The 22,445-nt window shown below is 70.8% G+C and carries 19 protein-coding genes; 9 read left to right on the forward strand and 10 right to left on the reverse strand.

What is annotated here, in order from left to right; all coding sequences use genetic code 11:
* Positions 1-134: 134 nt before the first annotated feature.
* Complete coding sequence (locus HUT18_RS08140) at positions 135-1,517, reverse strand: glycine--tRNA ligase (protein WP_176099122.1); 1,383 nt, start codon at positions 1,515-1,517, stop codon at positions 135-137.
* A gap of 298 nt (positions 1,518-1,815) precedes the next feature.
* On the opposite strand from HUT18_RS08140, the gene HUT18_RS08145 reads away from it, so the two are divergent.
* The 4 genes from HUT18_RS08145 to HUT18_RS08160 all read left to right on the forward strand — a co-directional run bounded on the left by HUT18_RS08145 (position 1,816) and on the right by HUT18_RS08160 (position 5,131).
* Positions 1,816-2,829: a metal ABC transporter substrate-binding protein gene (locus HUT18_RS08145; protein WP_176099124.1), complete on the forward strand. Its 1,014-nt coding sequence runs from the start codon at positions 1,816-1,818 to the stop codon at positions 2,827-2,829.
* A gap of 59 nt (positions 2,830-2,888) precedes the next feature.
* Complete coding sequence (locus HUT18_RS08150) at positions 2,889-3,689, forward strand: metal ABC transporter ATP-binding protein (protein WP_176099126.1); 801 nt, start codon at positions 2,889-2,891, stop codon at positions 3,687-3,689.
* Between the two features lie 16 nt (positions 3,690-3,705).
* Entirely contained in the window at positions 3,706-4,653 is a 948-nt protein-coding gene (locus HUT18_RS08155; RefSeq protein WP_176104364.1) for a metal ABC transporter permease, read from the forward strand.
* Positions 4,654-4,717: 64 nt separating this feature from the next.
* On the forward strand, positions 4,718-5,131 hold the full coding sequence (locus tag HUT18_RS08160; protein WP_176104365.1) for a Fur family transcriptional regulator: 414 nt from the start codon (positions 4,718-4,720) through the stop codon (positions 5,129-5,131).
* Positions 5,132-5,295: 164 nt separating this feature from the next.
* On the opposite strand, the gene HUT18_RS08165 is transcribed toward HUT18_RS08160, so the two are convergent.
* The 4 genes from HUT18_RS08165 to HUT18_RS08180 form a co-directional block, all read right to left on the reverse strand.
* A complete protein-coding gene (locus tag HUT18_RS08165) occupies positions 5,296-6,132 on the reverse strand; it encodes an isoprenyl transferase (RefSeq protein WP_176099128.1) in 837 nt (278 codons plus the stop codon).
* 176 nt (positions 6,133-6,308) lie between these two features.
* A complete protein-coding gene (gene recO / locus HUT18_RS08170; protein ID WP_176099130.1) occupies positions 6,309-7,058 on the reverse strand; it encodes a DNA repair protein RecO in 750 nt (249 codons plus the stop codon).
* Positions 7,059-7,235: 177 nt separating this feature from the next.
* Positions 7,236-7,484 (reverse strand): hypothetical protein, encoded by a 249-nt coding sequence (locus HUT18_RS08175; protein ID WP_254878479.1) that lies wholly within the window; start codon positions 7,482-7,484, stop codon positions 7,236-7,238.
* A gap of 221 nt (positions 7,485-7,705) precedes the next feature.
* Positions 7,706-8,446 carry a FadR/GntR family transcriptional regulator gene (locus tag HUT18_RS08180; protein WP_176099132.1) on the reverse strand — a complete coding sequence of 247 codons (741 nt, stop codon included), beginning with the start codon at positions 8,444-8,446 and terminating at the stop codon, positions 7,706-7,708.
* 151 nt (positions 8,447-8,597) lie between these two features.
* Between HUT18_RS08180 and HUT18_RS08185 the strand changes: the two genes are divergently transcribed.
* The 5 genes from HUT18_RS08185 (at position 8,598) to HUT18_RS08205 (ending at position 15,311) form a co-directional block, all read left to right on the forward strand.
* Positions 8,598-10,223, forward strand: a complete 1,626-nt coding sequence (locus tag HUT18_RS08185) for an ABC transporter substrate-binding protein (protein WP_176099134.1) — start codon at positions 8,598-8,600, stop codon at positions 10,221-10,223.
* Between the two features lie 105 nt (positions 10,224-10,328).
* Positions 10,329-11,288 carry an ABC transporter permease gene (locus HUT18_RS08190; protein WP_176099136.1) on the forward strand — a complete coding sequence of 320 codons (960 nt, stop codon included), beginning with the start codon at positions 10,329-10,331 and terminating at the stop codon, positions 11,286-11,288.
* A complete protein-coding gene (locus tag HUT18_RS08195) occupies positions 11,288-13,369 on the forward strand; it encodes a dipeptide/oligopeptide/nickel ABC transporter permease/ATP-binding protein (RefSeq protein ID WP_176099138.1) in 2,082 nt (693 codons plus the stop codon). Before HUT18_RS08190 ends, HUT18_RS08195 begins: the two co-directional genes overlap by 1 nt.
* Positions 13,366-14,379: an ABC transporter ATP-binding protein gene (locus HUT18_RS08200; protein WP_176099140.1), complete on the forward strand. Its 1,014-nt coding sequence runs from the start codon at positions 13,366-13,368 to the stop codon at positions 14,377-14,379. Before HUT18_RS08195 ends, HUT18_RS08200 begins: the two co-directional genes overlap by 4 nt.
* Positions 14,379-15,311, forward strand: coding sequence for a dihydrodipicolinate synthase family protein (locus HUT18_RS08205; protein ID WP_176099141.1), 933 nt, complete (start codon positions 14,379-14,381; stop codon positions 15,309-15,311). Before HUT18_RS08200 ends, HUT18_RS08205 begins: the two co-directional genes overlap by 1 nt.
* Positions 15,312-15,388: 77 nt before the next feature.
* On the opposite strand, the gene HUT18_RS08210 is transcribed toward HUT18_RS08205, so the two are convergent.
* The 5 genes from HUT18_RS08210 to HUT18_RS08230 all read right to left on the reverse strand — a co-directional run bounded on the left by HUT18_RS08210 (position 15,389) and on the right by HUT18_RS08230 (position 22,313).
* Positions 15,389-16,606 carry an exo-alpha-sialidase gene (locus HUT18_RS08210; RefSeq protein ID WP_176099143.1) on the reverse strand — a complete coding sequence of 406 codons (1,218 nt, stop codon included), beginning with the start codon at positions 16,604-16,606 and terminating at the stop codon, positions 15,389-15,391.
* 175 nt (positions 16,607-16,781) lie between these two features.
* Positions 16,782-17,459, reverse strand: coding sequence for a response regulator transcription factor (locus tag HUT18_RS08215; protein WP_176099144.1), 678 nt, complete (start codon positions 17,457-17,459; stop codon positions 16,782-16,784).
* Between the two features lie 88 nt (positions 17,460-17,547).
* Positions 17,548-18,789, reverse strand: a complete 1,242-nt coding sequence (locus tag HUT18_RS08220) for a sensor histidine kinase (protein WP_254878480.1) — start codon at positions 18,787-18,789, stop codon at positions 17,548-17,550.
* Positions 18,790-19,176: 387 nt separating this feature from the next.
* Entirely contained in the window at positions 19,177-21,261 is a 2,085-nt protein-coding gene (locus HUT18_RS08225; RefSeq protein WP_176099148.1) for an MMPL family transporter, read from the reverse strand.
* A gap of 356 nt (positions 21,262-21,617) precedes the next feature.
* A complete protein-coding gene (locus HUT18_RS08230; protein ID WP_176099150.1) occupies positions 21,618-22,313 on the reverse strand; it encodes a TerB family tellurite resistance protein in 696 nt (231 codons plus the stop codon).
* Positions 22,314-22,445 lie beyond the last annotated feature (132 nt).

The following is a 22,445-nucleotide window of genomic DNA, read 5'->3' on the forward strand; positions in this document are numbered from 1 at the left end:
TCGCCCCCACACATGACACGACGTCGGCCGCCAGGACCAGGTGATGGTCCTGACGGCCGACGTCGTTACCGCGTCAGGCGGACGAGCGACGCGCGCCGCCCGTCAACTCCCTTTGGTTCATGTGGTCATGTGGTTCAGCAGCCGATGAGGCGTCCCGCGAGGTAACCCTCGATCTGGTCGAGGGAGACCCGCTCCTGCTTCATCGAGTCACGCTCGCGGACGGTCACGGCGTTGTCGTCGAGGGTGTCGAAGTCGACGGTGACGCAGTACGGCGTACCGATCTCGTCCTGGCGGCGGTAGCGGCGGCCGATGGCGCCCGCGTCGTCGAACTCGATGTTGCAGTGCTGGCGCAGCGCGGAGGCCAGACCCTTGGCCTTCGGGGAGAGCTCGGGGTTGCGCGACAGCGGGAGGACGGCGACCTTCACCGGCGCCAGGCGCGCGTCGAGGCGCAGCACGGTGCGCTTCTCCATCTTGCCCTTGGCGTTGGGGGCCTCGTCCTCGACGAAGGAGTCGAGCAGGAAGGCGAGCATGGTGCGGCCGACACCGGCGGCGGGCTCGATGACGTACGGCGTCCAGCGCTCCTGGGCCTCCTGGTCGAAGTAGGAGAGGTCCTGGCCGGAGGCCTTGGAGTGGGCCGACAGGTCGTAGTCGGTGCGGTTGGCCACGCCCTCCAGCTCACCCCACTCGTTGCCGCCGAAGCGGAAGCGGTACTCGATGTCCGCGGTGCGCTTGGAGTAGTGGGAGAGCTTCTCCGCCGGGTGCTCGTACCACCGCATGTTCTCCTCGGACAGACCGAGGCCGGTGTACCAGTTCCAGCGCTGCTCCATCCAGTACTCCTGCCACGTCTCGTCCTCGCCCGGCTTGACGAAGAACTCCATCTCCATCTGCTCGAACTCGCGGGTGCGGAAGATGAAGTTGCCGGGCGTGATCTCGTTGCGGAAGGACTTGCCCATCTGGGCGATGCCGAACGGGGGCTTGCGGCGCGAAGTCTGCTGCACCTGGGCGAAGTTGGTGAAGATGCCCTGGGCGGTCTCGGGGCGCAGGTACGCGACCGAGCCGCTGTCCTGGGTCGGGCCGAGGTGGGTGGAGAGCAGGCCGGAGAACTGCTTGGGCTCGGTGAAGGTGCCCTTGTTGCCGCAGTTGGGGCAGTTGAGGTCGGCCAGGCCGTTCGCGGGCGCCTTGCCGTGCTTCGCCTCGTAGGCCTCTTCGAGGTGGTCGGCGCGGAAGCGCTTGTGGCAGGAGGTGCACTCGGTCAGCGGGTCGGTGAAGGTCGCGACGTGACCGGAAGCCTGCCAGACCTCGGTGGCCAGGATCACCGAGGAGTCGATACCGACGACGTCCTCACGGGAGGTGACCATGTAGCGCCACCACTGACGCTTGATGTTCTCCTTGAGTTCGACGCCGAGCGGTCCGTAGTCCCAGGCGGCCCTCTGACCGCCGTAGATCTCACTGCACGGATAGACGAAGCCACGGCGCTTGCTCAGGCTGACGATGGTGTCGATCTTGTCGGCGGCCACGGTGCTCTCTTCATTACGGCTTGACGGGACGGGTGGGAAATTCGCGGCGGGCGCGCGGGGCGACCGGCGGCGCGGGCGTCGGCGGCGCGAGGCGCCCCGACGAAGTGGTGGGTCGGGTGACGGGCGTAACGGCAATGGTTCAGGTTACCGGCGCCCGGGGTGCCCGGATCAAATCGGATCGGCCTCGGATCGGACGCCGCCGGGCACGGAAAACCCGTGCGGGTGCGGGGCCGGAGGGGGCGGGGGCGGACGGCCGCCGTATTTGACAACCGTTTCCATTTAATTGAAAATGACTGTCATGAACGTACGACGCCACCGGCAGGGTGCCCGGTCCTCCTCCATATCCCGCTCCCGCGGCTCCCGCCGCACGACCGCGCTCGCCGTCGCCACCGTCACCGCGCTGGGCGCCGGGGCGCTCACCTCGTGCTCCGACGACAACGGCGTGGCCGACGGGAAGCTCGACGTGGTGGCGTCGTTCTATCCGATGCAGTACCTGGCCGAGCAGATCGGCGGCCCGCACGTGGAGGTCAGCACCCTGACCGAACCCGGCACCGAGCCGCACGACCTGACCCTGAGCGCCCGGCAGACCGCGCACCTCCAGGAGGCCGACGCGGTCCTCTACGTCAAGGGAATCCAGCCCGCCGTCGACGAGTCCGTCGATCAGTCCGCCGCCAAGACCAAGATCGAGGCGGGCGCGCTGACCACCAAGGAGAAGCTCGCCTCCGAACCGGCCGAGCACGAGGAAGAGGGCGGCCACGAGGGCCACGGTCACGACGACCACGACCACGGCGGCAAGGACCCGCACGTCTGGCTGGACCCGGTGAAGTACGCCGAGGTCGCCAAGGGCGTCGGCAAGGCGCTGGAGAAGGCCGACCCCCAGCACGCCGCGGACTACCGCAAGAACACCGACGCCCTGGTCGGCAGGCTCGACGCGCTCTCCGGGCGCTTCGAGAAGGGCCTCGCCGACACCCGTACGAAGGTCTTCATCAGCTCGCACTCCGCCTTCGGCTACCTCGCCGAGCGCTACGGGCTGACCCAGGAGTCCATCTCCGGCCTCGACCCGGACAGCGAGCCGAGCGCCGGGCGGATCAAGGACCTTCAGCACATCGCCGAGGAGGACGGGGTCACCACCGTCTTCTACGAGACGCTCGTCTCCGACAAGACGGCGAAGACCCTGGCCGACGACGCGGGCCTCAAGACCGATGTGCTCGACCCCGTCGAGGGAATCACGGACAAGTCCCGCGGCAAGGACTACATCCAGGTGATGGACGCGAACCTGACGGCGCTGAAGAAGGCACTCGGCGCCAAGTGACCGCAGCCCGGCGGCGGGACGCCGCACGCCGGGCAGGAGCAGGACGGAAGGCGCGAGCCATGGACACCAGCAAGGACAGCGGCAGCAAAAGCGACAGCGGTGAGAGCCCCGTACTCGAACTGCGGCGCGTGACGGCCGAGCTCGGCGCGCGCCCCGTGCTGCGCGGAATCGATCTGCGGGTGGGACGCCGCGAGGTCGTGGCGCTGCTCGGCGCCAACGGCTCCGGCAAGTCCACCGCGATCCGCGCGATCGTCGGCCAAGTGCCGCTGACCGGCGGGGAGATCGAGCTGTTCGGCACCCCGCGCCGCCGGTTCCGTGACTGGGCCAGGGTCGGCTACGTCCCGCAGCGCACCACCGCGGCCTCGGGCGTGCCCGCCACCGTCCGCGAGGTCGTCGCCTCCGGGCGCCTCTCGCGCACCCGTTTCGGGCTCACCCGCCACACCGACCGCGAGGCGGTGCACCGGGCGCTGGCACAGGTCGGCATGAGCGACCGGGCCAAGGACCCGGTGGAGGCGCTCTCCGGCGGCCAGCACCAGCGGGTCCTGATCGCCCGCGCGCTGGCGAGCGAGCCGGAGCTGCTGATCATGGACGAGCCGATGGCCGGGGTGGACCTCGCCAGCCAGGAGATCCTGGCCAAGACGCTGCGGGCGCAGGTCGGCGCGGGCTCCTCGGTCCTGCTCGTCCTGCACGAACTCGGCCCCCTGGAGCCCCTGATCGACCGTGCCGTGGTGCTCCGCGACGGCTGTGTGCTGCACGACGGGCCGCCCCCTCAGGCCGTCGGCCAGCACGCTCTGCCCGGTCACGACCACGTCCACCCGCACTCCCACGCCGAGCCGCTGCGCTCCGGACTGCTGAGCTGAGGAGCCGAAACCCATGCTGGAACTCCTCGACTACCCGTTCATGCAGCGGGCGCTGCTCGCGGCCGTCCTGGTCGGCGTCACCGCACCGGCGATCGGCATCTATCTCGTACAGCGCCGCCAGGCCCTGATGGGCGACGGCATCGGGCACGTGGCGATGACCGGCGTCGGCCTCGGCTTTCTGCTGTCGACCTCGCCGGTGTGGATGGCCACCGCCGTCGCCGTGCTCGGCGCGGTCGCGATGGAACTCATCCGCTGGTACGGCCGCACCCGCGGCGACCTCGCCCTCGCGATGCTCTTCTACGGCGGTATGTCGGGCGGTGTGCTGTTCATCAACCTGGCGCCGGGCGGCTCCAACGCGAACCTCGGCTCCTATCTGTTCGGCTCGCTGACCACGGTCTCCGAGGACGACATCGTCACCATCTGCCTGCTCGCCGCGTTCGCGCTGCTCGTCACGCTCGGCCTGCGCAAGCAGCTGTTCGCGGTGAGCCAGGACGAGGAGTTCGCGCGGGTGACCGGTCTTCCGGTGCGGCTGCTCAACCTGCTGATGGCGATCACCGCGGCGGTCACCGTGACGGTCGCGATGCGGGTGGTGGGCCTGCTCCTGGTGAGCGCCCTGATGGTGGTGCCGGTCGCCGCCGCGCAGCAGATCACCCGCAGCTTCTGGGCCACGTATCTGCTCGCGATGGGGATCGGGGTGGCCGTCTCGCTGGGCGGCACCGTCACCTCGTACTACGAGGACGTGCCGCCCGGGGCGACGATCGTGCTGCTGACCATCGGCGTCTTCATCGTGCTCAGCGTGGCGGCGACGCCGCTCGCCCGGCGGCGGGCCCGCGCCTTCCGGCTGGCGCAGGCGGACGAGCCGTCCGGCGCGGGGCGGCCGGAGCCCTCCGAGTGCGCGGTGCCCGCCCCGGTGGGCGCGACCGCGCTCGGCGCGCCCAGGGCGGGAGCCCACGACGAGTTCTGAAGGCACCCGTCGGAGGGCGGGCCCGGACCTGACACAATGGCCGTACAGCAGACGTCAGGAGGCAATCGTGGCAGCCCCGGTACGAGGCAGGTCGACCCGCCAGCGCGCGGCAGTAGCGGCAGCTCTCGACGAGGTGGACGAGTTCCGCAGTGCGCAGGAGCTGCACGACATGCTCAAGCACAAGGGCGACTCGGTCGGCCTGACCACGGTGTACCGCACCCTCCAGTCCCTCGCCGACGCGGGCGAGGTCGATGTCCTGCGCACCCATGACGGCGAGTCCGTCTACCGCCGCTGCTCCACCGGGGAGCACCACCACCATCTGGTCTGCCGCTCCTGCGGGCGCGCGGTCGAGGTCGAGGGCCCCGCCGTGGAGAAGTGGGCGGACGCGATCGCGGCCGAGCACGGCTTCGTGAACGTGGCCCACACCGTGGAGATCTTCGGCACCTGCGCGGACTGCGCGAAGAAGACCGAGGACTGAGCGAGGACCGACTACCCGGCCGACCACCGACCGGCCGACGACCCGGCCGCCGACGGCGCCGGGAACGGACGACTAGCGACGAACGACGAGGACGGCCGCCGGGGCTCCGGACGGCCGTCCCTACCGTTTCGACGACCGCCCGCTCCCTTCGCGGGCGGCGCCGCTCACTTTTCGATGCGGCCCTCCATCGCGAGCAGTTCCTCGTTGGGGATGGCCCCGCCGAAGCGCCGGTCGCGGGAGGCGTACTCCAGGCAGGCGCGCCACAGGTCACGCCGGTCGAAGTCCGGCCAGAGCACGTCCTGGAACACCATCTCGGCGTAACTCGACTGCCAGATCAGGTAGTTGGACGTACGCTGCTCGCCGCTCGGCCGCAGGAACAGATCCACGTCCGGCATGTCCGGGTAGTAGAGGTACTTCTGGATCGTCTTCTCGTTGACCTTGTTCGCGTCCAGGCGCCCGGCGGCCACGTCCTGGGCCATCCGGCGCGCGGCGTCGGCGAGTTCGGCACGGCCGCCGTAGTTGACGCAGAAGTAGAGCGTCATGGCGTCGTTCTTGGTGGTCTGCTCCTGGGCGACCTGGAGCTCCTGGACCACCGACTTCCACAGCTTGGGCATCCGGCCCACCCAGCGGATACGGATGCCCAGTTCGTCCATCTCGTCCCGGCGGCGGCGGATCACGTCCCGGTTGAAGTTCATCAGGAAGCGCACCTCCTCGGGCGAGCGCTTCCAGTTCTCGGTGGAGAAGGCGTACAGGGAGAGGTTCTTGACGCCGATCTCCAGGCAGCCCTTGAGCACGTCCATCACGACGCCCTCGCCGACCCGGTGCCCCTCGGTGCGCGGCAGCCCGTGCTCCTTGGCCCAGCGTCCGTTGCCGTCCATGACGACCGCCACATGGCCCGGGACCAGTTCGCCGGGGAGCTTCGGCGGACGGGCGCCGGACGGGTGCGGCTCGGGCACCTTGTACTCCCTGCGCGAGCGCCCCAGAATCCCGCGTACTGCCATGACGGTCTCACTCCGATCGTTGCTCCGCGCACCCTCCGTACGCGGTCTTCCTCGCGGCCCCTCGGTCCGGTTCGTGCCGTACCGCCGGGCCCTTTACTTCCCGTACTCGACGGCCGCCCGGCCGCCGTCCTTCGCGGGCCGCCCGGACCACCGGTGGCGTACGGCCCGTACGTATCTCACGTCTTCTCGACGTACCGCAGCGATCTGAGGCCGCGCTCCATGTGCCAGTGCAGATAGGCGGACACCAGGCCGCTGCCCTCGCGGACGTGGCGCGGCTCGCAGGAGTCGGCGGTGTCCCAGTCGCCGGTGAGCAGCGCGGCGAGCAGGAGCAGGGCCTGCGGCGAGGGTACGACGCTGCCCGGGACCCGGCAGTCGGCGCATATCGAGCCGCCCGCGGCCACCGAGAAGAACCGGTTGGGGCCCGGCAGGCCGCACTTCGCGCAGTCGCTGAAGCTGGGCGCGTAGCCGCCGACGGCGAGCGAGCGCAGCAGGAAGGCGTCCAGGACCAGGTGCGGGGCGTGCTCGCCGCGGGCGAGGGTGCGCAGCCCGCCGACGAGCAGCAGGTACTGCTGCACCGCGGGCTCGCCCTCGTTGTCGGTGAAGCGCTCGGCGGTCTCCAGCATCGCGGTGCCCGCGGTGTAGCGGGCGTAGTCGGTGACGATGGCCCCGCCGTAGGGGGCGATGGTCTCGCTCTGGGTGCACAGCGGCAGCCCGCGGCCGACCAGTTCGCTGCCCCGCGCGAAGAACTGCACGTCGACGTGCGAGAAGGGCTCCAGGCGCGCCCCGAACTTCGACTTGGTGCGGCGCACGCCCCGCGCCACCGCCCGGACCCGCCCGTGCCCGCGGGTGAGCAGCGTGATGATGCGGTCGGCCTCGCCCAGCTTCTGGGTGCGCAGCACGATCCCGTCGTCGCGGAACAGGCTCATCGGGCACCGCCCGCCCGGTACACGTCCACACCGGGACCGACGGCGGCCGCGGGGGCCTCGGTTCCATGGACGCGGCAGGGGTTCATGAGCCCATTCTCGCGTACGTCCGCACCGCTCCCGGGCCGGGTGTCCGAAGCCGACCGGGACCGATCACGGCGATCACGGTGCGGGCCGCCGTCAGGCCTCGGACCTGGCCGCCCTCCCCGCCGCCCGTTCCCGTTCGTCGCTGGTCGCCCTGCGCACGGCCTCCGGCCGGCAGTCCCACTCCCGGCCGCCGCCCACCGGCCGCAGTTGCACATACGGTCCCTCGTGGCCCATGACCTTGCCGAGCTGTCCGGTCCTGGTGTCCACCGCGTACGAACCGACCGGCAGGGGCCCGCGTCCCTCGTACTCGCCGTCGTGCTCCCGCGATACGCCCCGTTTCACGCTGTGTGCCCCTCCGCATGCGTCTCGCAGTCGTTACGGGACAACGGTGCCCCATTTCGCGTCCCGGCTACCCCCGCACCGTCGGTTTGTGGACGGATCCTGACGGGGGTGTGACGCGCGGGGCGGTACGGAGACAAGGGGGACAAGGTGTCCGCACGCGGGGTGCGGGGCGGTGGTGCGCGTTGGGGCGTGCGAGGCCGCGCACGGGGTCGCGCCGGGCGTCAGCCCACGCCCCGGGTCTCCGTCACGGCGCGGGCCTCGATGCCGCGGAAGTGGTCGGTCATGGCGCGCTGTGCGGCCTCGACGTCGCGGGCCCTGAGCGCGGTGACGATGTCGCGGTGGCGGCGCACGGTGAGGGCGGGCGAGGGGTCGTCGGTCCAGCCCTGGGCCTCGGCGACCCGGTGGAAGACGTTCCAGAAGGCGCCGAGGAGCTGGGCGACCAGGGTGTTGCCGAGCGGCCGGTAGAGGAGTTCGTGGAACTCGCGGTCGAGTTCCGGGAAGGGCTCGCCCGCCTTGCCCGCCTCCTCCATCCGGGCCACCAGGTCCTCCAGAGCGCGTAGTTCCCGCTCCCCGATCGCATCGGCGACGCGGCGTACGAGGCCCTCCTCCAGCACCTCTCTGATCTGCAGGATCTCGCCGAGCGGGGGCGCGCCCGGCTGGTGGCGGGCCAGCGAGCGGAAGGTCAGCCCGTCCACCAGAGGTGTGAGCGAGGCCTGACCGACGTAGGTTCCGTAACCGTGACGGATCTCCACGATGTCCAGTGCCTGGAGCGCCTTCAACGCCTCGCGCACCGAGTTGCGGCTGACGCCGAGCCGGTCCATCAGCTCGGCCTCGGTGGGCAGGGGTTCGCCCGGGCCGAGTCTTCGATCGAGGATCAGCTGCATGATCTCGCCCTGGATCTGGCCGCTCACCCGACGGTCTCGGGCTGGCCGGCCCGCGGGAAACCTCGGCTCCTCGGACATGCCGGAAAGGGTACGCCCGGTGGACGTCCTACGTCCCACGTCTGGCCCAACCGGGATTCCTGCGCGTGCTCTTGACCGCTACTGCGGGCGCTCTTATGGTCACGCTACCCACGACGTAGGACGTGGTATCTCCTATTTTCATGGAGGCACAGTGCGCGACGTGACCGACGGACCGGGCCTCAACCGCCGGTCCTTTCTGCAGTACTCGGGCGCGCTCGGCGCGGCCGCCGCGATCACCACAAGCCTCTCGGCCTGTTCCTCCGGCCCGGAGTCCACGAACGAGACGGGCGGCGGTGGCAGCAGCGGCACCCTGACCGTCGTCATCGGCTACGGAAACGACCAGAGCTGGGACCCGACGCAGACCGCCTCGGCCTTCTGCATGGCCGCCAACCACCACATCTACGAGGGCCTCCTCGACACCGACCCGATCACCCGGGAGCCGTACGCCGCGCTGGCGACCGAGATCCCCGCCGACTTGCAGGCCACGACCTGGCGCTTCACACTGCGCGAGGGCGCCACCTGGCACGACGGCAAGCCGGTCACCACCGACGACGTGGTCTTCACCTTCGAGCGGATCCTCGATCCCAAGGTGACCTCGCTCGCCAAGGGCTTCTTCGTGTCGTGGCTGAAGGAAGTCCGCAAGGTCGACGCGAAGACCGTCGAGCTGGTATTGAAGTTCCCCTTCCCCGAGGGGGCACCCCGGCTCACGCTGGCGAAGATCATGCCCAAGCACGTCTTCTCCAAGCCGGGCGCCTGGGACGAGGCGATGCGCGGCAAGGCGATCGGCTCCGGCCCGTACCGCCAGACCGCGCACCACCCGAAGTCGAACACCACCTTCGCCGCCTTCGCGAAGTACAACGGTCCGCGCAAGGCGACGTTCAAGAAGATGAACTGGCTGTCCATCGTGGACGCCGCGCCCCGGGTCGCGAAGATCTCCGGCGGCAGCGCGGGCGCGCAGATCTCCGACAACATCCCGTACGCCAACATCAAGCAGCTCCAGGGCGACGGCCTCACCGTGCAGGGCGGCGCGGGCATGAACCATCTGTTCCTGCTCTTCAACACCGGGCACGAGCCCTTCGGGGACGTCCGGGTACGCCAGGCGCTGCACTACGCCATCGACACCGACAAGATGATCGAGGCGGCGCTGCGCGGCCACGGCAAGGCGGCCAGCTCCTTCCTCAACGAGGACAACCCGACCTACCGCCAGGCCAGGACGGTCTACGGATACGACCCGGACAAGGCGAAGAAGCTGCTCGCCGAGGCGGGCGTGAAGAAGCTGAAGATCGATCTCACCGCGGTCAACGTCAGCTGGCTGGTCGACTGTCTGCCGACCATCAAGGCCTCCTGGGACGCGATCGGCGTGGAGACCACGCTGCAACCGCAGGAGACCGCGGCCGTGTTCGGCAAGCTCGACCAGAACAAGGACTTCCAGGTCGTCGCGGCGGCCTCGAACCCCAACCAGTTCGGTGTCGACGCCGACCTGATCATGCACTACAACTACGGCCCCGAGAACCTCTGGATGCGCTACGCGCGCTGGAAGGACAGCCCGGAGGCCAAACGCCTGTTCACGATGATGGACAAGGCGACCCGCGAGCCGGATCCGGCGAAGAAGAAAGAGATGACGCAGGATTACATCGACGTCGTCGCGGAGAACGCCGTCATCTATCCGGTCGTCCACAACGAACTCATGACGGCCTGGGACCCCGACCGCCTCAGCGGAATCCGGCCCCAGCCCTATCCCGGCATAAACCTGCTCCAGGCCAAACCGGTCCTCTGAGCCCCGGGGAAGCCGTCGGCGCACGCAGGCATCGGCAAACACCGGAAGACACCGGCCAACACCGGCAGACACAGCACACCAGCACCACCGCACTAAGGAGCGTTCGTGGCCGCGGTCGCCAGAATCCTGGCTCGTCGCATTGTCCTGCTCGTCCCGCTGATGCTCGGCATCGTGCTGTTCGTGTTCCTCGTGATGCGGTTCTCGGACAACGATCCCGCCTCGGCGTACTACCAGGGGGCCAACCCCACCCAGGAACAGCTGCACGAGTTCCGGGAGAAGAACGGCCTCCTCGACCCGCTGCCGGTGCGCTACGTCGACTTCGTCGGTGACCTGCTCCGCGGCGACATGGGCTTCAGCGTGCTGAACCGGCAGCCCGTGGTGGACCAGGTCTCCACGGCGCTGCCGCTCACCGTGCAGCTGACCTTCCTCGGCCTCGCGATCGCGGTCGTGCTCGCTCTCACCCTGGGCGTCACGGCCGCGATCTACCGGGACCGCTTCCCCGACCAGCTGATCCGGGTGATCTCGCTGGTCGGGGTGGCGGCACCGGGCTTCTGGCTGGCGCTGCTGATGATCCAGTACCTCGCCGTCGACCTGGGCTGGTTCCCGACCGGCGGCTATGTGAACCCCGGCGACTCGTTCACCGGCTGGCTCAAGACGATGACCCTGCCCGCGCTCGCGCTGTCGCTGCCGGTGGCCGCGCAGCTCATCCGTATCGTGCGCACCGCGGTGGTGGAGGAACTCGACAAGGACTACGTGCGCACCGCGATCGGCAGTGGACTGCCGCCGGTCGTCGTGGTCGGCCGCAACGTCCTGCGCAACGCACTGATCAACCCGCTGACCGTGCTCGGCCTGAGGGTCGGCTATCTGCTCGGCGGCGCCGTGGTCATCGAGACGATCTTCAACCTGCCCGGCATGGGCAAGCTGATGATCGACGCGGTCAAGAACGGCGACCCGGCGGTGGTGCAGGGCGTCGTCCTGACCACGGCCTTCGGCTTCGTGATCGTCAACCTCGTCATCGACATCCTCTATCTGCTCGTCAATCCGCGACTGCGGGGTGCCGCCTGATGACCACCGACAAGCGCTCCCCCCTCACCAAGAGCCCCCGGCGCCTGGCACACGAGCTCGCCCGCCCCGGCATCAAGCTGCGCGGCCTCTCCCGGCTGCCGCTGCTGTCCAAGATCTCCCTGGTCGTGCTCACCGTGGTGGTCGGGATGGCGGTGTTCGCACCGTTCCTCGCCCCGCACGACCCGCTCGACCAGGCCACGATGATCGGCGACGGCGCCCCCTCCGGCGACCACTGGCTCGGCCAGGACTCGCTCGGCCGCGACATCCTCTCCCGGCTGATGTACGGCGCCCGCTGGTCGCTGGCCATCGGCCTGGGCGCCACCTCGCTCGCCCTGGTCGCGGGCGCGATCCTCGGCGCGATCGCCGCCACCAGCGGCAAGGTCGTCGACGAGACCCTGATGCGCTGCCTCGACGTGGTGATGGCCTTCCCCGGTATCGCGCTCGCCGCGGTGCTCGTGACGGTCTTCGGCGGCGGCATCCCGGTACTGATCTGCGCCATCGCCTTCCTGTTCACCCCGCCGATCGCGCGCGTGGTGCGGGCCAACGTGATGGCGCAGTACGGCGAGGACTATGTGGTCGCCGAGCGGCTGATCGGCGCGCGGACCTGGCACATCGTGGTCCGGCACGTGGCCGTCAACTGTGCCGCCCCGGTGCTCGTCTTCTGCACCGTGCAGGTCGCCGAGGCCATCGTCTTCGAGGCTTCGCTGTCCTTCATCGGCGCGGGTGTGCGCCCGCCCGACCCGTCCTGGGGCAGCGTCATCGCCGACGGCAAGAACCTGGTCCAGATCGGCGGCTGGTGGGCGACGGTCTTCCCGGGTCTGCTGATCCTGATCACCGTGCTGGCCCTGAACATCCTGTCCGAGGGGGTCTCCGACGCCTGGGCGGCGCCCGCCGGACGCGGGGTGCCCAGCTCCCGGGCGCGCCACGAGGACGCCCTGGAGGCGCCCGAGCCGGGCAGCGGAAAGATCCTGGAACTGCCGGGACTCACCGCGGCCGCGGCCCGGCTCCGAAGCCGCGCCCGGCCGCTGCCCGAGGGCAAACCCGTGCTGCGGGTGAAGGACCTCGCGATCGGCTTCGAGGGCAGGCACGAGGGCGTCGACATCGTCGACGGCATCAGTTTCGAGGTACGTCCCGGTGAAGTGCTCGGCCTGGTGGGCGAGTCGGGCTGCGGCAAGTCGCTGACCGCGCTGACCGTGATGGGCCTCGCCCCGAAGGGCGCCCGGATCCGCGGCGAGGTCGTCTTCGACGGCCAGGAGCTGACCGGGATGCGGATAAGCGCGCGGCGCCGTCTGCTCGGCCACGACATGGCGATGATCTACCAGGACGCGCTGTCCTCGCTGAACCCCGCGATGAGCATCCGCGCCCAGCTCAAGCAGGTGGTACGGCGCGGTGGCACCCACACCTCGCGCGAACTCCTGGAGATGGTCGGCCTCGACCCCGAACGCACCCTGCGCAGCTACCCGCACGAGCTGTCCGGCGGCCAGCGCCAGCGCGTCCTCATCGCGATCGCGCTGTCGCGCAGCCCGAAGCTGATCGTCGCCGACGAACCGACCACGGCGCTCGACGTCACCGTCCAGGCCCAGATCATCGAGCTGCTGCTGAGGCTCCGCGCCGAACTCGGCTTCTCGCTGATCCTGGTCTCGCACGACCTGGCCCTGGTCGCCGACGTCACCGACCGGGTGGTGGTCATGTACGGCGGTCAGATCGTGGAGACCGGCGTGACCGCCGACCTCGTCGAGGCGCCCACCCACCACTACACCCGCGGACTGCTCGGTTCGGTGCTCTCGCTGGAGTCCGCGGCCGAGCGCATGACGCAGATCAAGGGCGTGGTGCCCTCGCCCGCCGACTTCCCCGCGGGCTGCCGCTTCGCGGACCGCTGCCCGCTGGCCAGCGAGCTGTGCCGGACCACCGCGCCCGAACTGCTCGGCCGCGGACGGCTGCACTCGGCGGCCTGCCACCACCCGGCGCTCGACCTGCTCGGCGCGGGTGCGCCGGGCGGCCGCCGGTTGGTGGACGGCACCGACCCGGAGGACCCCGACGGCCGCGAGAGCGACGGCCGGGAAAGCGAGCCCGTGACATGAGCCTGATCTCCGTCGCCGATGCCCACGTCGTCCACAAGGCGCGTACCGGCGGGCTGCTGTCCCGCGACCGTGTGTACGCGCTGACCGGCGCCGACCTCGACATCACCGCGGGCGAGACGGTCGGCGTGGTCGGCGAGTCGGGCTGCGGGAAGTCCACCCTGGCCCGGGTGCTCGTGGGCGCGCAGCGGCCGACCTCGGGCACCGTCTCCTTCCGCGGCAAGGACCTGTGGGCGATGAGCGCGCGGGAGCGGCGCCTGGCCATCGGCCGCCACACCGGGATGATCTTCCAGGACCCCTCCACCGCCCTGAACCGCCGGCTGACCATCCGGCAGATCCTGCGCGACCCGCTGGACGTGCACCGGCGCGGCACCCCGGCTCAGCGGGAGGAGCGGGTAAGGGAGTTGATGGAGCTGGTGGGCCTGCCGAAGGTGCTCGCCCAGGGGCTGCCCGGACAGCTCTCGGGCGGTCAGCGCCAGCGTGTCGCCATCGCCCGCGCGCTCGCCCTGCAGCCCGAGCTCATCATCGCCGACGAGCCCACCAGCGCCCTCGACGTCTCGGTACGCGCCCAGATCCTCAATCTGCTGCTCGACCTCAAGGACCGGCTCGGCATCGCCCTCGTCTTCGTCTCGCACGACATCCAGACCGTGCGGCGGATGAGCGACCGTGTGATCACCATGTACCTCGGCCGGATCGTGGAGGAGTCACCCGCCACCGAGGTGACCGCGCACGCCCGCCACCCCTACACCCGCGCCCTCTTCTCGGCGACCCCCGGCCTGCTCGCCCCGATCGACCCGATCCCGCTGGCCGGTCCGGTGCCCTCGGCGACCCGTCCGCCGAGCGGCTGCCCCTTCCGCACCCGCTGCTGGAAGGCCGACGACGAGTGCGCGACGATCATGCCGGAGTTCTCCGGCACCGGGCAGGCCCACCGCTTCCGCTGCCACCACCCGGTAGGCGGCGGGGAATCCATTCACGACCTCGTCCTCCAGGCGACGGCACCGAAGGAGCCCTGATGTCACTGCCCACCCCGTTGACCGGTGTCGTACCACCCGTCTGCACGCCCCTGACCCCGGACAACGAGGTGGACACAGCCTCCCTCGCACGTCTCGTGGACCATCTCGTCGAAGGCGGTGTGGACGGCCTGTTCGTGCTCGGCTCCTCCTCCGAGGCCGCCTATCTGCCCGACCGGCACCGAAGGACCGTCGTGGACACGGTCGTACGGCATGTGGCGGGCCAACTGCCCGTACTCGCCGGAGCCATCGACATGACCGCGCTGCGGGTACTGGACCACGCGACGGCGGCCCGTGCCGCCGGCGCCGATGGCATCGTTGTCACCGCCCCGTTCTACACCCGCACGCACCCCGCCGAGATCGCCCGCCACTACCAAGTGGTCGCCGAGCGGGCCGGGTTGCCCCTCTTCGCCTACGACCTGCCGGTCTCCGTGCACTCCAAACTGGGCGCCGACCTCGTCCTGGAGCTGGCCGAACGCTCCGTCCTCGCGGGCCTGAAGGACTCCAGCGGCGACGAGGGCGGCCTGCGCAAGGTGCTGCTCGGCCGGACCCGCGAGGGGCTCGACTCCTTCACCGTCCTCACCGGCTCGGAGCTCACCGTCGACTCGGCGTTCGCCATGGGCGCCGACGGCGTGGTGCCCGGCCTCGGCAACGTGGACCCGCACGGCTACGTACGGCTCGCCCGCCTGTGCCGGGCGGGCGACTGGCAGGGCGCCCGCGCCGAACAGGACCGTCTCACCGCCCTGTTCGGCATCGTGGACGTCGGCGACCCGACCCGCATCGGCCCCAGCTCGTCCGGCCTCGGCGCGTTCAAGGCGGCCCTGCACCTGCGCGGCGTGATCGACTGCCCGGTCACCGCGGATCCTCAACTCCCGCTCACCGAGGACGAGGTACTGCGGATCGGCAAGCACCTGGCGGCGGCCGGGCTGCTGTGAATCGGCTGAACGGGACGCTGTGACCGGGCAGTTGTGAGGGGGCGGCAGGTGCCGCCCCCTCCGTCACCCGGTCCGGTTCAGCCCAGGTCCCGCAGCGGGATGCGGCGGAACTCCACGGTCTCGTACGTGCCGCGTACGCCGGTCTCGTAGAGGATGCCGACGGTCGCCCGGTCGGTCTGCACCAAGTCCGAGTAGGCGGCGGGCTGTTCGGAGAGCAGCAGCTTGCGGCGGAAGGTCGCGCCCTGGTCCGTGGAGGCCCAGATCGCCATCGAGCGGCGGGCGGTGGGCACCGAGGGGCCGGAGAACAACAACGGCGCCCGGTGGCCCGCCGCCTGGAGCACACTGGCCTGGACGATCGGCACGTCGTTCAGCGTCGGCTGGACCCGGTAGGGCCGCTCCAGCGTGCGCCCGCCGTCGCCGGAGTACGCGTCGAGCCGGTTGCCGGTGGAGGTGCCGTGCTGGTCGCGTGAGCTGAAGTACAGCCTTCCGCCCGGGAGTTGGGCCGCCGTCGACTCGTTGGCGTTGTCGACGCCCTCGTAGGAATCCTCGACGAAGCCGAGCCGCCAGGTGCGCCCACCGTTGTCGCTGAGCAGCGCGTGGGCCCCGTAGTACTTGGGCTCCTGGCCGGTGTCGGCGGAACCGGCGGGCGGGGCGACGGAGTGGTTGGCGGGCACCACCAGCCGGCCCCGGTGCGGCCCCTCGGTCAGCGCCACGGCGTGCCCCGGGCCGGTGGCGTACCAGCGCCAGCCCGGCCGTTTGACGTCGGCGGTGATCTCGCGCGGCGACGAGAAGTGCCGTCCGTCGTCCCGGCTGCTCTGCACGAACACCCGGCGGCTCTGCTCCGCGGTGACCTCGCCGCGCATTATCTGCGCCTCCGTCACCTTGCCGCTGTTGTACGAGGTCAGCAGCACCACCCGGCCACTGCGCGGGTCGACGACCGGCGCCGGGTTCCCCCGGGTGTCGCCGCCGCCCGCGGCCACCACGCTCATCGGGCCCCAGGTGCAGCCGCCGTCCCGCGAACGCCGCAGCACTACATCGATGTTGCCGGTGTCCCCCGCCCCGCCGACCCGGCCCTCGGCGAAGGCGAGCACGGTACCGGCCCGGGTCCGTACGGCGGCCGGGATGCGATAGGTGTCGTAGCCGCCCTGCCCCGACACGAAGGGGACGGACGAGGTGCAACGGGCCTGCCCGGAGGCCGAGTTGGCATGCGCGGCGGGAGTGGCGAGGGTTGCCGCGGCCAGTGCGGTGAGTCCGGCGGCAAGGCAGGTGAGGGTGCGGCGTCTCGTGGCAGGCATCGCTCTCCTAGCGGGGCGGGACATGCGGGACATGGGACGTGGGATGTTCCCCGCGCGGAAAGTATCGACGGCCGGTGGGGACGGCAAGAGGCGCGGGGCCGGAGGAGTGAGAAGTGGGGCGCGCCCGGCCGTTCGGCCCAGGGCACGCCCCACCTTGCTCACCGCATCGCGCGCCTCACCGCTGCCCGGGCGTCACCAGCCCCGACTCGTAGGCCACGATGACCAGTTGGGCGCGGTCGCGGGCGCCGAGTTTGCCCATGATGCGGCTGACGTGGGTCTTGGCGGTGAGCGGGCTGAGGCCCAGCGCGTTGGCGATCTCGGCGTTGTTGAGTCCGCGGGCGACCAGGGTGAGCACCTGCCGCTCCCGCTCGGAGAGCCCCTCCGGACCGCCGACCAGGTCGACCTTGGTGACCGGCGTCGACAGGAAACGGGCGATCAGCCGGGAGGTCGGCCCGGGCGAGAGCAGCGCGTCACCGGCGGCCACCGTGCGGATGGCGTCCAGGAGTTCGGCGGGACGGGTGTCCTTGACCAGGAACCCGGAGGCCCCGGCGCGCAGGGCGTCGACGATGTGCTCGTCGGTGGCGTACGTGGTCAGGACGAGCACCTTGACGTCCGCGAGGCTCGCGTCGTCCGCGATGATCCGGGTCGCCTCGATCCCGTCGAGCCCGGGCATCCGGATGTCCATGACGACGAGGTCGGCACGCGCGCTGTGCAACAGCTCCACCGCCTCGTTGCCGGTCCCGGCCTGCCCCACGACCTCCATGTCGGGGGCGGACTCGACGAGCATGGCGAAGGCGGCACGCACCAGGTGCTGGTCGTCGGCGAGCAGCACACGGATAGGAGTGGTGGTCACGGGGTCCTCCGCATCACAGGGCCTCGGCAGGATACGGCCTCGGCGAAACAGGACGGCCGCCGCGCGGGCGGGCCGGGCAGTGCGGGTATCACAAGGCCTCGGCGGGCAGCGGAAGTTGGGCCCGTACGGCGAAACCGCCCTCGCGGCGGGGGCCGACGGTGAGCGCGCCGCCGACGCTGCGCGCACGCTCGCGCATACCGGTGAGGCCAAAGCCCGGACCGTGCGCGGGGATCTCCCCGCCGCGCCCGTCGTCGGTGATCTCCACGTGCAGCGCCGCGTCTTCGGCGCGCAGCCCGACGCACACGGCGGGGTTCGGGCCGGCGTGCCGTACCGCGTTGGTGAGCGCCTCCTGCACGATCCGGTACGCGGCGGCGCCGACGGCGGGCGGCACTTCGGGGGTCTCGATCGACAAGTCGACCTTGGCGCCCGCCGTGCGGGCCGCGCGCACCAGGTCGGGCACCCCGTCGAGTCCGGGCACCGGTCCGCGGCCACCGCCGGGCTCGGCTCCGGCGTCGGAGCCGCGCAGCACTTCGAGTGTGGTGCGCAGCTCGCCGCGCGCGGTACGGCAGGTCTCGGCGATGTCCTCCAGGGCGGCGCCGACCGCGGCACGGTCCAGGCGCCCCGGGTCGGTCTGCAGCACATGGGCGGCGACCGAGGTGCGCACCCCGATCAGCGTGATGCTGTGCGCGAGCAGGTCGTGCAGGTCCCGCGCGATGCGCAGCCGCTCCTCGGCGACCCTGCGGCGCGCCTCCTCCTCCCGGGTCCGTTCGGCCCGTTCGGCGCGTTGCACGATGGAGTCCACGTACTGCCGATAGATGCGCACATTCGTGCCGAGGAACAGCATCACCAGGATCCAGCCCGAGATCTGCAGAAGCTCGATGCCGTTCTGGGAGTCGTTCACCATCACGATCGTGATGGTGATGGTCAGCACGACGGCGGCCACGAAGATCATCCGCAGCGGGCGCCCGGTGGCCGCGACCGTGTACAGGACCAGGAAGGTCTGTACGAGAGGTGCCCACAGCGCGTGGTCGAGCGCGTGGTACGGGGTGATCAGCGCGATGAACGCGAGCAGCGCGAGGACCGGCCGGATCCGCCGCCCGGCGACGACCAGGGAGCTCGCCATGAGCAGCACCCAGCCGACGGCGTCGGGCCTGTTCGAGGGGTCGCCGTACAGGCCGATGGCCACCGAGACGACGCAGGCGACCACGGCCAGTATGGCGTCGTTGCGCACCTTGTTCGGGGCCGTCAGAGGATCCCGGTTGGCCACCGCGAGGATCCGCTCGGCAACGCCCGGCACAGCCGCGGGGGTTCGGGGGGAAACGTCGTCCACGGGGCCCATCCTCTTCCAGGCGTGCGCCCCCGGCCCAGCCGGGGGCACTGTGCAGCGGCGGCCGGGGCCGCCGGAAGTGCGCTTCCCTCTCCCGGCCGCGGAGGAGGCCGGGAGAGGGAGATGAGTCCCCCTCCCGGCCACGGGGGAGAGACCGGGAGGGGGAGGTCTTTCCCTCTCTCGGCCACGGGGGAGAGACCGAGAGAGGGAAGCTGTCCCCCCTCTTGGCCACGGGGGAGAGACCAAGAGGGGGAAGTCGTCCCCTCTCTCGGCCACGGGGGAGAGACCGAGAGAGGGAGGTGGTTCCTCCTCCCGACGACGGGGGAGGCCGGGGAGGAGGAATGGGGTCCCCTCCCCCGACGACGGGGGAAGGCCGGGGGAGGGGAGCTTTCAGGAGGAGGCCGCGCCCACCGGTTCGGGCTTGGGGGCTTCCTCGGGGGAGGGCGCCTTCGACAGCGCGCCCGGCCACCAGACCCTGCGGCCGAGCAGCACGCTCGCCGAGGTGACCAGGTAGGTGCGCACCAGGAAGGTGTCGAGCAGGACACCGACCGCGATGATGAAGCCCATCTCGACCAGGAGCACCAGCGGCATGCTGGTGAGCACCGCGAAGGTCGCGGCCAGGACGAGTCCGGCCGAGGCGATCACCGTTCCCGTGGTGCGCAGCGAGGTCAGTGCGGCGGCCGCGGGTTCGGCTCCCGCGAGTGCCTCCTCGCGCATCCGGTGCATCAGGAAGATGCCGTAGTCGACGCCGAGGGCCACCAGGAAGACGAAGGTCAGCAGTCCGATTCCGGGGTCGGTGCCGTCGAAGCCGAACACCGGGCCGAAGACGAGGCCTGCGATGCCGAGCGAGGCTCCCCAGACCGCCACCACGACGACGGTCAGCAGCAGCGAGGCCACCACCGAGCGCAGTAGCGCCATCAGGATGAGCATCACGCAGACCAGCACCAGCGGGACGATGATCTTCGTGTCCCTCGCGTTGGTGTCCTTCAGGTCGATCTGCTCGGCGCTGGGCCCGCCGACGTACGAGCCGTCGAGCGAGTCACGCAGCGTCTTGATGGTCCTGGTCTCCCCCGCGGACTGCGGCCGGTCCTCGGCGACGACCGAGATCTCCGTCCAGCCGGTACCGACCCGGCCGGTGTCCGCGCTGGACACGCCCTCGGTGGCACGGATCCGCTCCAGGGACTGCGCGGAGCCCTGGGTCGGCGTCAGCACGGTGATGGGCTGGGTGCTGTGCTCGGGGTAGGCGTCGGCCAGCGTCTGCATCGCGGTGACCGCGTCGGGCTTCTCGGTGAAGGAGTCCTCCTGCTTGAGGGCTCCCGGCAGGTTGAAGGCACCGAGCGCGAGCGCACCGAGCAGCACGCCACCACCGACCAGTACGGCGAGCGGCCTGCGTTCGGCCGAACCGCCCATGGCGGCGAAGATGCTGCGGCGGCCTTCCTTGGGCTGGCTGCCGAAGGTCGGCACGATCGGCCAGAACACACGCCGTCCGAGCAGTACGAGGATCGCGGGCAGCAGGGTGAGCATCGCGGCCAGCGCGCACAGCACACCGACGGTGCCCAGCGGGCCCATACCGCGGCTGCTGTTGAGGTCGGCCGCCAGGAGGCACAGGAGTCCGGCCGCCACGGTTCCGGAGGAGGCCAGTACGGCCGGTCCGCAGCCGCGCAGCGCGGTCGTCATCGCCTCGTACGGGCTCTCGATGCGCCGCAGTTCCTCGCGGTACCGGGCGACGAGCAGCAGTGCGTAGTCGGTGCCCGCTCCGAACACGAGGATCGTCATGACCGCCGTGCCCTGACCGCTGACCGGGGTGTCGAAGCCCTTGTTGAGACCGTAGGCGACGGCCATCGACAGGAAGTCCGCGATACCGGCGACGACCAGCGGCACCAGCCACAGGAACGGGCTGCGGTAGATGAGGATCAGCAGGATCGCGACGACGGCGACCGTGGTGTAGAGCAGGGGGCCGTCGACCGAGGTGTAGACCTCGGCGGCGTCGGTGGCCAGTGCGCCCGGACCGCCGACGTCGACGTTCAGACCGCCCTCGCTCTTGACGACGTCCCGGACATCGTTGACGAATTCGTCGCGCGCCTTCTCGTCCGTGCCGGGCTCGGTGCTGCCCACCGGGAACATCAGCGTCGTGCCGTCCTTGGACGGAGCTCCCTGCGGCTCCTTGACCAGCTTGACGGAGTCCGCGAGGCGCTCCACCTGCTCGGTGGCCTTCGCCTTGTCCGCGGTGGTCAGTCCGCCGTCACGGTGGTAGACGAGCACCAGCCGGGTCGTCTCGCCACCCGGCAACTCGTCCTGCATCTCCGCGACCTGCGTGGAGTCCGCGCTGGCGGGCAGGTAGTCGACCGCGCGGTCGCGCTGCACATCGGCCAGCTTGTTGCCGAAGGGGCCGAGCACGGCGAGCGCCGCCACCCACAGTCCGAGCACAATCCAGGGAACTGTTCTGAGCTTCCCTGAAATCTTTCCTGCCCCCATGAGTTCCAGCCTCCTACGGCGCGGGGTTCTCCAGCGCTTCCAGCCTCTCGCCCCCAGAACAGCGATTCGTCAAGCCTGAGAGCGAACCCGTCGGTACTGCGAGGGTCGGCTGCACTGGTGTGTTACTCCCGGGGGAGTAATCGCCTGGAGTACGCGGAGGGGCCGGCGGGCTTCCGGAGAGGCTGCCGGGCGGGGCCGTGTGGGGCGGTGTGGGGCAGTGTTGGGTGGTGTGAGTGTGCCGGGGCGTCAGGTGTGGCTGGAGGTGGGGAGTTGCCCACATCGGGCTTCAACTGCGGTCATCGGTACAGGACTTCGGGTGGAAGCTTCGGACCGGGACTCCTGGGCGGGCGGGGGCCTCAGGACGGCGTACGTGCCGCCGTGAGGAGTCGCTCCACGTCCTCGACATCGATGGTGAGCGCCTGTCCGACGGCGCACAGCACCGCGCGCTCCGCCGGGGTGTACGGGCCGTCGGCGAGTGCGACGCGCGCTCCGTGCAGGAGGATCGCCTCCCGGCCCGCTCCCGCGAGATAGGGCGCCAGCGGCGCGAGGGCCTCGTGCAGCTCCACGGCGAGGCCCGCCTCGCAGGAGTCGCTGCCGCCCCGTACCGAGGTGACCTCGTCGTTGAGGGCCTCGGCCAGTTCGCGCAGCCGGGCGCCCGGACAGTCGTTGACCCCGGCGCCCCGCAGCACACGCACCGCGGTGTCCAGAGCCGGGGCCGTGGTCCCACCGGCGACGAGCGAGGCGAGCGTCACGGCCTGTACGGCGTCCCGCAGCATCGCGGTCAGCCGGTGCGTGGTCGGGTGGTCGAGCACATCGGTGCTGAACCGCTCCTGGCAGGCGACACATTCGATGACCGGCGCGGCCGTACCGCGCGGCAGCATCGGAATACCGAACAGCGCGAGAAAGCGACGGCCGTTGCGACGCTGGTAGTTGCGGTCCCCGCCGCAACCCGGACAGAAGAACTCGCCGTCGCCCACCGTGCTCCAGACGGTGTGGGTGCCGACGAGACGCGAGAGCAGCACAGCGGGGGCTCGTCCTCGTCCTGGCAGCACCGTTCACCTCCGTAACGACACGGATACGCTCCATCGCGCTCCGTTGGCCCCGCCGCGATCCCCAAGAGGGAGATCCCGGTTCCGGGCCGACGCATGGGCGTGATGTTAGCCACATCCCCCGGGTGCCGTCAG

The sequence above is a fragment of the Streptomyces sp. NA04227 genome, assembly GCF_013364195.1.
Lineage (GTDB): Bacteria > Actinomycetota > Actinomycetes > Streptomycetales > Streptomycetaceae > Streptomyces.